Consider the following 14,706-nt stretch of genomic DNA (forward strand, 5'->3'; position numbering starts at 1 on the left):
CTGACGCCGCTGCGCTGTTTTTTTGAGCCGCGCAGGCTCAGCGCCGGCGTTGCCAGCCGCACCACGCCAAAAAGCCCAGCAAAGTCAGGCCGACACTACCGCCGGAGGATTGACTGGCTTGCGGTTCTGCCGGCGTGACGACGACGGGCGCTGTGACGCTGATACTCAGCGCTTTCTGCACTTTCTGCCCGGCACTGTCCGTCGCCAGCGCCACCACCGGATAAGTGCCGGCGGCGCTGAACGTCACGCTGACACTAGTGCCGCTGAGCGTCTGATTATTCACCGTCCATTGCACACTGCTGATCGCGCCGTTGGCGCTGCTGGCCGTCGCACTGAGGCTACAACTCAGTGCCTGGCAACTGCTGTTGAGTTCAAGCACTGGTTCAGCAAAGACCTGCAGCGTTTTACTGCGTGACTTTGCCGGTGGCGGGCTTTGTGTATCGGCTTGCACCGTCAGTGCCGGTGTATAACTGCCTGGGGCCGGGAAAGTAAACACCGGATTCGTCTCGTTGCTGCTGGCATTTGGACTGAACAACCAACTGAACTGCAGCGGCACTGCGGCATCCCGCAGCGTGGTGTTGCGGAACTGGCAACGCAGGAACTGGCATTCCACACTGAAATCCGGCTCGGGTAACACCAGTTCCACCGGCGCGGTTACAGTAAAATACTGCGCGTACACAGGCCCGGTATTGCCGGCGCTGTCTTTGGCACGCAGGTATAGCGTATGCCGGCCTTCACTGAGGCTGGTTACGTCCAGCAGATGGTTAATGCTTTCACTGGCGCTGTCGTATTTGCCATCGGCAGCAGCAAGCGCGACGGTATTAGCCCCGGCCACCTCCGGCCATTGATCCAGCGTCAATTCAACCTGACTGATCGGCTGACTGGCCACGCCGCCACTAAAACCGCTGGATTGATTGTCACGGGCCACCGCTTTGAGCTGCAGCAACTGATTGCGCGGGATCTTGCCCGCCGTGGTATTCAGGCTCAGCTGCGTCAAATCCGGCCCGGCCGGCAGCAAATAAGGCGCAGTGTTGACCCGCAGCGCGTAATACAAGGCCCGCAGATTGTCTGGCAACACATTTGCTTCGTAGTTGGCGCAGCTTTCAAAAAACGCCGTGCCAATCTCAAAGGTGATCGCGGCCACGCCCAGCTCACCATAACTGACGCCATCACTGGTGCCATCGGTTGGGTACAGGCCAATCGACTGGGTCGGCACGTAGCCGTTAAACCAGGCCAGCCGGTGGCCAAGCGCTTTTAACGCCGTACCGTTGGGCGCTGGTGTTTCAGTGTCGCCCCAGGGCCACAACACCAGTTCACTATAACTATGGATGTCGAGATGGATACCAGCCGTGTCCGCCGGAGCAGCATCGGTGCGCGCCGGCCCGCGTTTATCCGGATACAGACTGCGGGCATAGGCCTCCAGCGCCTGCACTTCCGGCTCGGAACCGGCTTTTGTGCCGCGGTAGGTCAAATCACAGCTGTTGGCGCTGCTGCCGTTGGGAATACTGAACCAGCCAAAGCTGAAGTTCCGGTTCAGATCAACACCAAAGGTGCTGCTGTTACAGGACGTGTCATTGATATTTTTGCGCCAGGACACGCCGGTTTCGGCAATTTTCCGGCCTTCCGGGTTGGTGTGCAGCACCAGATGGACTTCATTTTGCTGCAGCATCCAGTCCACATCGGCATCGCTGCCGGCTTTGCTGAGCAAGTCTTTGGCAAAGGCCAGTGTCAGCGCCGCCGTGGCATATTCGCGGGCATGAATGGCGCTGTTGATCAATAGTTTGGCTTTGTTGACCGGGCCGGCTTTGCGGTTGCTGATCTTCAGCACATACAGGTCATAGCCGTTGGCAGTTTTTGTTTGTGCCCAGCCGCTGCCGATCTTTTGCCAGCTGGCATAGTCGGGATAGTCACGCACCAGCTGTTCAGCCTGACTGTAGGTTTGTTCCACTGTGGCATAACAGGGATAACCGGGGATCGTATTGGCGCCGTCCGGCAAGGCCTGCGGCTGGATGGCGCTTTGCTGTTGCTGCCAGACATATGCCGGCGTGATCGACACCGCATGCGGTGCCAGCCGGGCTTGCGCCTGCGCATCCAGTTGCAGGATCAGCGTGCTGTCCTGCCAACGACCGGCCAGCAGCGCATCATGCAAACTGATCGCGGCGAGCCGTGCCTGCTCCGGGCTGGCAAACCGCACCTGCATGGCGTTGTTATGGCTGAGTTGCTGCAAATGGGCCAGCTGTGACACTGATTGATGTGGGCTAACGGCCAGACCGCTGAACAGACTGGCAGCAACAACAGAAACCGGTGACAACAACATAACGCGCCCCTCGCGGTGAATTTAACCTGAAGTTAACACGTTGTCTGGCCCTTGGAAATCTCAGAGCCAGCCTTTTTGCTGCGCAATCCGCGCCGCTTCGACCCGGTTCACGGCGTTGAGTTTGGCCATCGCTTCGGACAAATAATTGCGCACCGTGCCCTCGGCGATAAATAACAGCGTGGCAATTTCGGCGGTGGATTTGCCTTCGCCGGCCAGACGCAGCGCGCGGCGTTCTTTGTCGCTAAGCGGATCCTGTTCCCCCAGCGCCAGCAGCGCCAGCTCACTGTCGATCACCCGCTTGCCGGCCAGCACTTTATCGATGGCAGCCAATAAATCGTCAACCGGTGCGTCTTTCAGTAAAAAACCACTGACACCGCAATCCAGCGCCCGGCGCACGTAGCCGCTTCGGCCGAACGTGGTGATCACTATCACCTTGATTTTACTTTGTTGTTGCTGCAACCAGGCGGCCAATTCCAGCCCGCTGCGGCCCGGCATTTCGATGTCGGTCAGCAGCACGTCAAAATGTTCAGTTTTCAGCAGTTTCAGTGCACTGTCGCCGTCAGCGGCTTCCACCAGTTCGTGACTGCTGGACAAGCGCAGCAGAGACGCCAGCGCACCGCGCACCATGGCCTGATCTTCAGCCAGTAAAATTCGCATGTTCAGTTCCTTTTGGCAGCCAAATCTGTAACTTACAGCCGGCATCCAGTTGATAATCCAGTTTTGCCTGCAAGGCGTTCAGTCGCTCGGTTACACCAGTCAGGCCATTGCCAAAACCAAAGCTTTTCACTTCGCCGTTGTCGGCCACTTCCATCAGCCAGCCGCCGTCCTGTTCGCGAAAACTGATGCGGCAACTATCGCCTTTGCTGTGGCGCAGAATATTAGTGACCAACTCGGTCAGCACCAGGATCAGCGCCGACTCTTCCCGCGCCGCCAGTTTCGGCACTTCGCCGTCCAGCGTCACGGCAAAACCATGTTCACGCAGGCGCTGCGCCAGATTGCTGACTTCGGCCAGCAAACCTTTATGTTTATAACCGGAAACGGTCTGACGCACCTGTGACAACGAATCGCGCGCCACTTGTGCCAGTTCAGTCAGGTGCAGGGCGGCATCCTCGGCTTTACCGGCTTTGAGCAATGCCTTCGCCAGATCGGCTTTGAGCACAATACTGGACAAACTGTGGCCCATAATGTCATGTAAATCGCGGGCGATGCGCTCGCGCTCCACCATTTGCGCCAGCTGCGTGATCTCTTCCTGGCTGCGCTGCTGCTGGCGTAAACGAATTTGGCGTTGTCGCTCCAGCAAACCGAAACTGGCGACCCCGACCAGCAACAAACCGCCATACAGTAAAAAATACGGTCCTTTAAAACCCTGCCAACTATTGAGTGCCACCATGATCAGCAGCACCGCAGTCACCGCGGCAATCGCCTGACGCAACGGCCAGGCAAAACCGAGGAAAAAGCCGATATACGCAAATAACGAAATACTGCCGGGATTCAATGGCGTCACACCGACCGACAACGTCAGCATCGCCAGTACCGGCCAATGCATCTGCCGGGTCGGCACGCGGTACGCCCAAAAATAACACCAGACAAAGACCAGCAACACCGCAACCGCAACCGCAATCTGCCAGGGCGCCAACGGCAGATAAAATAGCGGTACCAGATAAAACACCAGGTTTATCAGATACACCCAGCTCCACTTGCCATCTAATTGTACCGACATCGTTGCCTCCTGAGATCACGGCTACGCCTTACCATTGATCGCAGCTTAACTCAGCTCCGCCCCTGGCAACAATGCGGCTTGTCAGCGGATCGGAATGACATTTGTCATCTGCACGCCCGACTGAGGCCAGGAATACCTGATCGCCGGCCAGCAATTTGCTGTTAGCTGCCTGACTCACCATGGATCCGGCTTCTCATCGATATTCGCCAATTTCTCTGTTTTAGCTACACTGAGAGTTGATCAATAAATAACCAGAACAAGGAAGTGTCTGATGAGCAACAAATGGATCTGTGTGTTAAGGGATTATATTCAGGCCACGTGCTATGCGTGCAGCCAAATCCGCAGTATCAGCGGGTTGTGGTTGATTGTGGCACCCATCTATTGCCGGTTGAAGTATGGGCTCGGCGCCCGTGATTTTACCATTTATCAATTGCCACGGGTCGCGCTGCGTGAGTGGTCCCAATTTCTGCAAAATGAACCCTTTAAGCGGGTCCTGGCCAGTCAGGCTTCGGTATACGGCCGTCAGTTAGCCGACGACAAACACGCGTTTTATCAGCATTGCTGGCAACATCATCTGCCGACACCACAACTCACTTGTCTGCTGTGCGCTCCAGACAGCGAACAGCAGCAAGGCACACCTCTGCTGCATTCGGCAGACCAACTTTGCCAGTTTCTGCCGGATGGCCAGTATTTCGTCAAGCCACAACGCGGCTCCCATGGCCAGCATGCATTTGCCTTTGTCCGCCAAGGCGCTGTTGTGATCACCGCGCAAGGGCACAGCAGAATTCAAAGTTTTGCTCATCGGGTATTTCAGTTGGTCCGCAGCGGTATTCCGATGATAGTGCAGCCGCAACTGGTCAATCATCCCAGCATCCGCCAACTGACAGGCTCACCCCACCTGTCCACTATTCGGGTGGTCACAGCAATGGAGCAGGGAGAAATCCGCGCTATTGGCTCTTTTTTCCGGATCATCAACGGCAACAATCAAACTGACAGCTTCTGCCATGGCAGTAGCGGCAATCTGATTGCAGCGGTTGATGTCAACGAAGGGCGATTAATGTCGACGAAAATTGTCTGCAACAAAACCTGGCCTGTGATGGCAGAAATCAGCCAGCACCCGCTAACTGGTATCACCTTGCAAAATTTTATGTTGCCGCGCTGGCAGGAAGTGCTGGCAACGGTCTTTGCCGCGCACAAAACCATGCCTTTTCTGAAAACTATTGGTTGGGATGTTGCTGTCAGTGCAGACATGGTCTGGGTTGTCGAGGCCAACTGGCGTTATGACATTGATGCACTTCAGGCCGCGCATACCAAAGGTTTTGCTGCAGCTATAAAACCTTTTTATGCGGTCAGAGCCTGAGACTATCAACTAACCGGTGTGGCGGCCCACTACCGGTTATTGAACCTTCACTTGCGCCGGTAGCAACGGATTTTCCAGCATGATGCGGGTACGTTTCTCCAGCTGCAGCCGCTGTAATGCGTCGCCGAAATAGCGCTGGAACAGCTTATCGAAACTGCCGTCCTGTTCAGCTTGTTGCAGGCCTTGCAGCAATGCGTCTGCCAGCGCGGTGTTGTCTTTGGCGACGTAAAACCAGGTGGCGGTTGGGTAGATAATCAGCAGTTGCGGATCAATCATCAGTTGTGGATTCTGGTGAATACTGAGCTCGTAGGCAACCTCTAACACTGACAGCGGAAAATAATCGATGCGGCCGCGCTCCAGCATGCCGTACAGACCGTTCCCATCGGTGCTGGTGTCGACTTTCAGGCCATTCCGACGCAGGATTTGCGTGTCACTCCAGGTCAGAAACTGACCGACCGTGAGCCGACTCAGGTGTTGCTTACTGTGAATCCCTCGTAAGATATCCGGCGTTTGCCGGTGAATCAGTGCAACTCGCCAACCGTTGTAACCTTTTAAAATGGAGAAAGGGATGCCGCGGTATTGCCGCAGGCGCTCTTCACTCACACTGCCGAACAGCACATCAATACCACCGTGCGCATTCATCAGATCAAAGGCACGTTGTTTTGGCAGATTCAGGTCTGAAGCTTTTAACTGATAGTCGTGATTACCTGGGTAACTCAACGCCAGTTGCAGTAATTCAACGTAATAATCCTGACGCTGATTACCCCCGTAATACACAGTCTGCACGGCAGATTTTGGCGCAGCCATTGCAACCGCTGGTGTCAGCAGCATACAGCTCCACAGACAAGCCGCGGCGAATTGAGTCAGAGGGATCCTAAACAACTTTGTCTCCTGTCGGGGTATCCTGTGATACGCACCAGACGGACTATAAACCCCGCTATTATGGCGTAGCAGCTGTCGCCGCACCAGTATCCGCACTCCCCACCGGCAATTGCAGCCGGGCGATGGCGCCGCCGCCGGGCCGCTCCAGTTGTAGCAGTTCACCACCATGCTGATGCGCGACCCGTCGCACTATCGCCAGACCAATACCATGATGCGGCACCAGGTCATCGCGCTGTACATCACGATGCCAACCGGCACCATCGTCACTGATATCAATGCGACAATCTTGACCGTCTAAGCTTAAATCGATCCGAACCTGATGCTGACAATGACGCAAAGCATTACTCAGCAAGTTAGACAGAGCCCGGCACAGTAGCTTGGCGTCCGCCTGAATCGTCAAATCGCTGTCACCGTGCAGGGTCAGTTCGTGTTCGGTATTGGCGCGAAATTTCTCCAATAACTCCGGCAATACCGCGCTCAGCCGGACCTGACTCAGTTCCAGATCAGCACGAAAATCCTGTTGCGCCAGCCGCAGATAGTCATACACATTGTCTTCAATTTCCTGCAGATTGCGTTGCACCTGCGCGTACTGACCATCGTTCATCTGCCGTTCCAGCCCCAGCATGATAAAACGCAGCCGCGCCAGCGGCGTTTTAATGTCGTGGCAAACCGTATCGGCCATTTCCCGTTGCAGCTGGTTGAGGTTCGTAATGGTCTGATTCATCCGCGTCAACGAACGCGCCAAAGGTTGCAGATAAGAGTGGGTACTCAAACGGAAGTCAGGCAGGCGCCCCTGTTTGATCTCTTGTAAGGCGCTGACCCGCAAGGTTTCCACATCCTTAAACACATTGCGGCTGAACCAAAACAATGCCAACAGCAGCAACACTAAAAATACGTGAACCAAATCAATGGTGAAATCCGCACCTTGTGGCAGATTCAGCTGGCTGAGACACATCAAATCGCCATTACTCATTTCCGCGCACATCGAGGCATTGCCGTCGCCGTCGCGCAGAACTTCAATGCCGTAACTGACGCCGGGCTGAGGTTGCCACAGGTCTTTTGGGATCACGACATACAGGCTCCCGGCACAATCATCGTCGATACTGAGACGGCAATTCAGTTGATGCTCGGCCTGACTGTGCTGATAGACATTGTGCAGCATAGTCCGGGCTGCGACGGTCATATCATCGCCTTGATAGACCCAGTTATAGAGCTGGTTCAGGCTGAAAAACAACAGTAAAACCATCAGCACCACGCCGATATAAAACCGCAATAAGGTTGCGCTCATCCGGCGTCTCCTTCGGCGTTGACACTGATGCTGTAACCCTGGCCCCAGACATTGCGGATATTCCAGCGTGCATCGACCGCCTGCAGTTTTTTCCGCAGTCGCGAGGCCCGGCCGTCAATGGTCCGATCGGTGCCGTCGTACTCCCGGTTCAGTTGCTCCCGGAACAGCCGTTCGCGGCACACCGCCAGCGGAAAATGTTCCAGCAAAGTGATCAGTAATTGCAGTTCGGCATTGGTCAGATTCAACGGTTGCCCGGCAAGGCTGACATGGCCTGACAATTTATCGATGCGCAGATTGTCTTGTTGCAGCAGTGGATTCGCTACCTGCTGTTGCTGCGGTAATGGCAGAAAAACGCGGATCTTGGCCAATAATAAGCGGGGGTCTATCGGTTTGAGCAGATAGTCCTGGGCGCCAAGTTCCAGGCCATGCAATTGCGCGGTGACCGTCGTTTGCGCCGTCATAAACAAAATCGGCCCTTTAAACTGACTGCGAATTTGCTGCACCAACTCAAACCCGCTGCTGCCCGGTAACATGACATCGCAAATCATCAGGTCAAAGCCCTGAGTGGCTAACAGCTTTTTCGCTTTGAGCGTATTGCTGCAGCTAACCACTGTGTAGTCTTCACTGTGCAGATAATCCACCACCAGCCGCGCTAGTTCCTGATCATCTTCGACCAGCAAAATATGTTGGCGACTCATTGTGTGCCCCAGCGGCTGCGTTTGAGAAGTTTATCGCCGGCATTAAAATCGATGGTCAGCACTTTAATCGTGCGCTGGGCCAATACTTGCGGACTGTCAGCCGCACGTAACTCAAAACGGCTGTCTTTTGTCAGTTGCAGCGCCAGCTCTTGCTGGATTCCGGCGGGCCCGCATAACAATGGTTCGGTCTGTGGTGGCAAATACAAGCAGGCCGGCTTGGCCTGTTGCCAGCGTACTTTCAGCTGGATCGCGCAGCTGTGGTATTTCTGCTGCACGCAAATCAGTGGCGTCAGCACAAATTCGTTGGCACTGCAGAGGGCCGGCGACAGCAGGAGCAACAGCAGCACAAGTCTCATCAGTCTTCCCACAGGCTCAGATTAAAAACATGCTGTTAGTTGTACCGGTGAATTCGGCACTGTGCAAGGGTTGGTCCCTGTGGGCGGCGGATAAAAAAACGCCACCGAAGCGGCGTCTGCAACACAAAAATCGTGACAGGTTTAACCGAGAATGTTGCGCAGTGCCTGTTGCACCTGTGCGACGCTGGCGTGTGGCGCTAAGCGCACGGTGCGGTAGCTGTCGCCGCGGAAACTGCGGTCCACTTCGACCAGCAACAAGGTGTCGGCGCCATCCGGAATAAAAGACAGTTCGACTTCTTTAATGCCAGACAACCACTGTCGCGGCCGGAACTCAAATTCCTGATAACAGCCACTCTGGCTGCGCTTGCCCGGCACTTGCAGATAACCTTTTTCCACATCAACTTTCTGCAGCTGATACCCCAACTCCAGCATGGCGCTGATGCAATTAAGCACTAATGGCGAGGCATCAATACGCAATAAATCGTTGTCCGACGGATCCAGCGCCATCGCGATATCGGCTTCAGTACATAACCAGACTTTACCGACCGAATGATGCGGCAGATGCGTCACCGGCAGCTCAGCACTCAGGCGCAGTTCAAATGGCAGCTGGTGCCGGGCACCGGCTTCGATCAACATCGCTTCGCTCAGGCGAAAACGTTGCAGACAAAAATTCTGATAGTGCTCGCCGTTGTCGGTTTTGACTTTGACACGGGTCATCAGCGCCAGACTAAAGCCATTGATTTGCTGCGCGACCGCGCCACCCTGGATCAGGATCTGACCACTGAGGCTGCCACCCGGCACACACTGATTATTGGCCAGCTGCGTATCAATTTTACAAGCGCCGATCCCGGCAGAAGCCAGTAGTTGTTTTAACATCATATAGTCCATTTCTGCATGACGACTTTATCACTACAGTGTATTTATGGCCGCTATCGTGCTTTTGCAAGTTGCAAATAAGATTCAATTGTTAACAGATTTTACTTTTATAGCTAATTGCAGTACAACACAGGAAGTTTCCCGCTGTCGCTGAGGTATTCAGATGTTGCCGTCACAGCTTTATGAAAGTTTGCCTTACTTATATCTAGCGGCCGGTGTCGCCTGTTTTGCCTTGTTACCACACCCGATTGGCGCTTGGGCCGGCGTATTGTTGATCAATGCCGGCGCCTTAGTTTGGATCATGCGGGCCGAACGGCGCCGACTCAATCACAAATCTGGCGGCGATGGTTTGTTCCACATTCCATTCTGGTTGTATGAACTGCAACCCTTTTTGTACTTCGGCATCGGTGCGTTTTTGTACTTCCGTTTCGACAACGAGTTTTTGTACCCGTCCGCTTTTATCCTGTGTCTGTGCGGCCTGTTGATCTGGCGGCTGCGTTACCAGAATCGCTTTCAGGAATAATGGTCGAGCCGCAGTTTTGTGTCTTACCAGACCTGCGGCAATTCCAGCGTACTCCAGCCGGCACCCGCTTGTTTATGCACTTTAATTTGCACCGGAATACGTTCTTTCAGCGCTTCGACATGGCTGATAATGCCAATCATTTTGCCGCCCGATTGCAGCTGATCTAACGCCGCCAGCGCGTTTTCCAGCGTGTCGGGGTCGAGCGTGCCAAAACCTTCATCAAGAAATAGCGACTCCAGCCGGGTTTTATGGCTGACCAGTTCCGACAAGGCCAGCGCCAACGCCAGACTGACCAGAAAACTTTCGCCACCGGATAAGGTTTTGGTGTCGCGTGCACTATCGGCCTGCCAGCTGTCCAGCACCTGTAGTTCCAGTTCGCTGTCGGCTTTTCGCGCCAGCTGGTAACGGCTGTGCAGTTGTTGCAACTGGCGGTTGGCCAGCAGCACCAGCTGCGCCAGTGTCAGGCCCTGGGCAAACCGGCGGTATTTAGCGCCATCGGCGGAGCCAATCAGGCTGTTCAGTTGTTGCCAGTCCTGATACAGCGCCTGCTGCGCCTGAATTTGTTGATATAACCCGGCCTGTTGCTGTGCCAGTTCCTGCTGTTGTTTCAGTTGCTGATTCAGCTCGCCCAGTTGCTGTAACTGCTGTTGTTGCGCTTCAGCTGCAGCGCTAAGTTCACTCGCCAGATCGGCGTGCGCGGCATCTGCCGGCTCTGAGGCACGCAGCTGTTGTTCCTGCTGCTGCGCTTGCTGCAATAACGCGCTGGCTTCAGTGCGCGCCTGCTGGATCTGCTGTTGTTGCGTTTCCAGTTCGGCTTTTTGCGCATCGCTGAGTTGTGCCATCAAATACGCCATTTCGCTGGCAACACCGGCCTGTTGCGCCTGCTGTAACCAGTCCTGTTGCAACTGCGCGCTTTGTTGCTGCCATTTACTGAGCTGCTGCTGTTGCAAGGCGGCACTGGTTTGCAGCCGCTCGATCTGCTGCGCCTGTTGCTGACATAACTGCAGACTTTGTGGCTGTGGCGGTTCGCTGCTGTACGGCTGCTCGGGCAGGATCACAGCCTGTAATTGTTGCCATGCTGCAAGCTGCTGCGACGCCTGTTGCAGCTGTTGCTGAATCTGCTGATGCTGCTGCTGAGTCCGCTGCTGCTGCTGTTGCAGCTGCCGGATCCACTGCAGCTGCGCGGCGCCTTGTTGCAACGCCTGTTGCAGTAGCGCCTCTTCGCCAGCACAGCCAAGCGCGCCGGCCAGTTGCTGCAACAACGTCTGCTGACTGCGCTGCAATTGTTCGATCTGAGCTGCCAGCTGTTGTTGTTGCTGTTGCAACTGCCGGTACTGCTGGCGTTGTAACTCCAGCGCACCTTGTAACTGCTGCAACTGTTGCTGCGCCTGTTGCACTGCCGTTTGCTGCACCAGCTGTTGCGCCTGCAGCTGTTGTGCACTGCTGGCCTGCTGCTGGAACGCCTGGATCTGTTGTTGTAATTGCACCACCGCGTCATCAAACGCCGAACTTTGCCCCTGAGCAAACCATTGTTGCTGGGCGTCGCTCAGCGCCACCTGCAGCTGGTTCAGTTGTTGCTGCATCTGTTGCTGCTGATGTTGCAACGCTTCCAGCCGCGCAGTCAGCGCAGCGCCTTCGTTACTGAGTTGTTCCAGTTGCTGGCGCAGGGCCAACACCTGTTGCTGCTGGGTGGACGGTTCAACCTGCTGATAGTGCGTGACCGCCGGATGTTCAGCACTGCCACACAGCGGGCAGGCTTCGCCGGCTTTTAACGCCTGCCGGTATTCACTCAGTTCTTTAATCAGTTGCTGCTGCGCCAGTATGGTTTCTTTATCGCTGAGGCTGGCTTGTAGCTCTTTGTACTGCAAACGTTTTTGACTGCGAAGCTGCTGTAGTTCCGCTTGTTCGGTTTGGCAGGCCTGCAACTGCTGCTGTAGTTGCCAACCCTGCGCGGCCTGCTGGGCAGCCGTTTGCAGCTGTTGTAACTGTGGATGCAGCTGATTCAGCTGTTGCTGCAAGTGCCGCGGATCCAACTGCCCGAGCTCAGTGGCCAGCTGCTGCGCCTGCTGTTGGGCACTGGCCAGCTGCGCCTCCAGGGCCGGTAATGCTGTTTTATGTTGCTCGGCCAGCGTGACGCAGGCCTGCAGCTGCTGTTCCAGTGCAGGCTGCTGCTGTCGCAGCGTGTCAAGCTGCTGTTGTTGCTGCTGATAGCTGGTGAATCCGGCCTGTTGCTGCGCCAGCTGCGCCGCCAGCACGGTCGGATCCGGTTGCTGGCTCAGTTGTAACGTCAGTTGCTGTAGCTCAGCGTCACTGTGCTGCAGCTGTTGTTGCAGGCTTTGGTTTTGCTGCTCACTGTCGGCCAGCCCCAACGCCCGCCCGGCCGCGAATAACGGATACAGCTGCGCCAACGCACTGCTGCTGCCAGCCAGTTCCTGCTCCGCCTGCGTACGTTGCTCGCGCAGCTGCAATAACTGCTGATAACCCGGCCGCAATTGCACCACCTGTTGGTGCAGTTCCAGCTTGGCCAGACCCACTTTTGCCGCTTCAGCCCTGGCGTCGGCTTCCGTCAGTTGCGCGCTTGCGCTTTGCTGCAGCGTCTGACTGTGTGCCAGCTGTTGTTGCCACTGCTGCGCCTGACGCAACGCATCGAGGCGCTGCGCGCTGTGCTGGCTGTCGGTCTGCAGCTGTTGTTGCTGTGCTTCCAGTGCGGCCAGCTGCTCAGCTGATAACAACGCGATGCCCTGCAGTTGCGCCTGTAAAATCTCCTGCTGCTGTTTCAGCGTGCGGCACTGCTCAAACACCTGCACCGATAACTGACCATAAATCTCAGTGCCGGTCAGCTCTTCTAACAGCTCGGCACGTTCATTGGCACTGGCATTTAAAAACGCAGCGAAATTGCCCTGCGACAACAACATCGAGCGGGTAAACCGGGCGAAATCCAGGCCGGTCAGCTGCTCGGTTAATTTGAGTTTTTCATTGGATTTATCGGTCAGGATCTCGCCATCGGCACGGGCCAGTTCGACTTTGGCCGCCTGTAGATTGCCGTCGATAGCGCCGCGCGAGCGACGCTGACTCCAGAACGCGCGGTACTGCTGGTCATGCACCGAAAATTCCACTTCGGCCATACATTCCGCGGTGTGACGGCTCATCAGCTCATTGCTGGTCTGGCTCAGCACTTTTAAGCGTGGCGTCTGATGATACAGCGCCAGGCAAATCGCATCGAGCAGCGTACTTTTGCCGGCGCCGGTCGGGCCGGTGATGGCAAACAAATTGCTCTGGGCAAAGGCCGGATCACGAAAATCGATAAACCATTCGCCACGCAGCGAATTGAGGTTTTGTAAGCGTACTGACAGGATCCGCATCAGACCGGCTCTCCCGTTGCGCCAACCGCGGCGTCGGCCTGCTGTAACAGTTCCAACGCCTGTTGATGTAACTGCGACAAGCGCAGCTGTAATTCAGCAGAAAGCTGTTCCTGCGCCAGCCGGGCGGCAAACACATCGGCAGTAGTCAGTTCCTGCAAGCTCAGACCACTGCCGGCGATGGTGGCCGCATCGACCGGCCGCTGCCGGCGCAAGCGCAATAAATCGACCGGTAACGGCGCCAGCAATTGCTCCAGCTGTACCTGCACGTCGGATAACAACGCACTGTCGCCGGTCAGCACCAGTTCCAGCCACAAGCGCTGGCCGGCGCTTAAGCTTTGCAATGCCGGCGCCAATAAGGCCGGCAGGCTGGTCAGGTCCGATTTCAGCGACAACAGCGGCTGAAAACAAGGTAACGGCAGTGCTTCGATACTGACATCTGCATGGTCCAGCGTAACTTCCAGGCAATATTTCTGCTGACGGGCTTCGTCAAAACTCAGCGCCAGCGGCGCACCGCTGTAGCGGATATGTTCAGTACCACCGACTTTTTGCGCCTGATGAATATGACCCAGCGCCACATAGGCAAAAGGCGGAAAACCACTGGCCGGAAACGCATCCAGCGTGCCGATGTAAATCTCGCGTACCGACTCGCTGCTACTGGCGCCGACCGTGGTTAAATGACCGGTAGCGAGCAGCGGCAATGGCGTATCGGGCGATAACTCGCTGGCAAGCATCTGCGCCGCCTGATAAAGCTCCTGATACACCACACTGATTTGTTGTTGCAATTGCAGCTGTTTTTCACCGGCTTCAACACCGGCGCTGCTGCGAAAATCATCGCGCTGCGACAGATCCCGTGGCCGCAGAAAAGGCACTGCCGCCAGCACTGCGCCGGGCTTGCCGTCGTGATTTTTTAACACCAGCAGGTGCTGCGCCGGATCGCACTGATAACCGGGGATCACATAAGTGTTGAGACAACGCAGTAATTCAGCACTTTCTTTTAATACGGCAACCGAATCGTGATTGCCGCCAAGCAACACCAGCTGCACGCCAAGCGGCTGCAAATCGACAATCAGCTGATGATAGAGTTCGCGGGCATAACTGGGCGGGGTGGTGGTATCAAAAATATCACCGGCCACCAGCAACACATCAATCTGCCGTGTTTTGATGGTGTCACACAGCCAGCGGAAAAAAGTACGATGCTCGGCTTCACGGCTTTTGCCGATAAAAAACTGGCCTAAATGCCAATCGGAGGTATGCAAAATGCGAAGCATAGGCCGGAAGATCCCTGTCAGTAGCGCAGCAAAATCCTGATGATACCTGATGGCCG

The 14,706-nt window shown here is 55.7% G+C and carries 12 protein-coding genes; 2 read left to right on the plus strand and 10 right to left on the minus strand.

Annotated elements, in window-relative coordinates:
- Window positions 1–37 precede the first annotated feature (37 nt).
- The 3 genes from ACQ66Q_RS09390 to ACQ66Q_RS09400 are packed head-to-tail and all read right to left on the minus strand — an operon-like array spanning window position 38 to window position 4,037.
- Window positions 38–2,317, minus strand: a complete 2,280-nt coding sequence (locus ACQ66Q_RS09390; protein WP_430456553.1) for a M14 family zinc carboxypeptidase — start codon at window positions 2,315–2,317, stop codon at window positions 38–40.
- 60 nt (window positions 2,318–2,377) lie between these two features.
- Window positions 2,378–2,974: a response regulator gene (locus tag ACQ66Q_RS09395; protein WP_377246233.1), complete on the minus strand. Its 597-nt coding sequence runs from the start codon at window positions 2,972–2,974 to the stop codon at window positions 2,378–2,380.
- Window positions 2,955–4,037 (minus strand): sensor histidine kinase, encoded by a 1,083-nt coding sequence (locus ACQ66Q_RS09400; protein WP_430456554.1) that lies wholly within the window; start codon window positions 4,035–4,037, stop codon window positions 2,955–2,957. Before ACQ66Q_RS09400 ends, ACQ66Q_RS09395 begins: the two co-directional genes overlap by 20 nt.
- Before the next feature lie 271 nt (window positions 4,038–4,308).
- On the opposite strand from ACQ66Q_RS09400, the gene ACQ66Q_RS09405 reads away from it, so the two are divergent.
- Window positions 4,309–5,397: a sugar-transfer associated ATP-grasp domain-containing protein gene (locus ACQ66Q_RS09405; protein ID WP_430456555.1), complete on the plus strand. Its 1,089-nt coding sequence runs from the start codon at window positions 4,309–4,311 to the stop codon at window positions 5,395–5,397.
- A gap of 36 nt (window positions 5,398–5,433) precedes the next feature.
- On the opposite strand, the gene ACQ66Q_RS09410 is transcribed toward ACQ66Q_RS09405, so the two are convergent.
- The 5 genes from ACQ66Q_RS09410 to ACQ66Q_RS09430 all read right to left on the minus strand — a co-directional run bounded on the left by ACQ66Q_RS09410 (window position 5,434) and on the right by ACQ66Q_RS09430 (window position 9,500).
- Window positions 5,434–6,279, minus strand: coding sequence for a substrate-binding periplasmic protein (locus ACQ66Q_RS09410; protein WP_430456556.1), 846 nt, complete (start codon window positions 6,277–6,279; stop codon window positions 5,434–5,436).
- 58 nt (window positions 6,280–6,337) lie between these two features.
- Window positions 6,338–7,567, minus strand: a complete 1,230-nt coding sequence (locus ACQ66Q_RS09415; RefSeq protein ID WP_430456557.1) for a sensor histidine kinase — start codon at window positions 7,565–7,567, stop codon at window positions 6,338–6,340.
- Window positions 7,564–8,265, minus strand: a complete 702-nt coding sequence (locus ACQ66Q_RS09420; protein WP_430456558.1) for a response regulator transcription factor — start codon at window positions 8,263–8,265, stop codon at window positions 7,564–7,566. The genes ACQ66Q_RS09415 and ACQ66Q_RS09420 overlap by 4 nt, the downstream gene beginning before the upstream one ends.
- A complete protein-coding gene (locus ACQ66Q_RS09425) occupies window positions 8,262–8,621 on the minus strand; it encodes a DUF3019 domain-containing protein (protein ID WP_430456559.1) in 360 nt (119 codons plus the stop codon). Before ACQ66Q_RS09425 ends, ACQ66Q_RS09420 begins: the two co-directional genes overlap by 4 nt.
- Window positions 8,622–8,762: 141 nt before the next feature.
- Entirely contained in the window at window positions 8,763–9,500 is a 738-nt protein-coding gene (locus ACQ66Q_RS09430; protein WP_430456560.1) for a sporulation protein, read from the minus strand.
- A gap of 160 nt (window positions 9,501–9,660) precedes the next feature.
- Here ACQ66Q_RS09430 and ACQ66Q_RS09435 point away from each other — a divergent pair, with 160 nt between their 5' ends.
- The gene (locus ACQ66Q_RS09435; protein WP_430456561.1) at window positions 9,661–10,020 is read left to right on the plus strand and encodes a hypothetical protein; all 360 of its coding nucleotides are present in this window, start codon (window positions 9,661–9,663) and stop codon (window positions 10,018–10,020) included.
- Window positions 10,021–10,043: 23 nt separating this feature from the next.
- Here the strand turns inward: ACQ66Q_RS09435 and sbcC are convergent, their stop codons facing one another.
- Complete coding sequence (sbcC, locus tag ACQ66Q_RS09440) at window positions 10,044–13,382, minus strand: exonuclease subunit SbcC (RefSeq protein ID WP_430456562.1); 3,339 nt, start codon at window positions 13,380–13,382, stop codon at window positions 10,044–10,046.
- Entirely contained in the window at window positions 13,382–14,650 is a 1,269-nt protein-coding gene (gene sbcD, locus ACQ66Q_RS09445) for an exonuclease subunit SbcD (RefSeq protein ID WP_430456563.1), read from the minus strand. Before sbcD ends, sbcC begins: the two co-directional genes overlap by 1 nt.
- Between the last annotated feature and the right edge of the window lie 56 nt (window positions 14,651–14,706).

Source organism: Rheinheimera sp. (assembly GCF_965283995.1).
Lineage (GTDB): Bacteria > Pseudomonadota > Gammaproteobacteria > Enterobacterales > Alteromonadaceae > Pararheinheimera.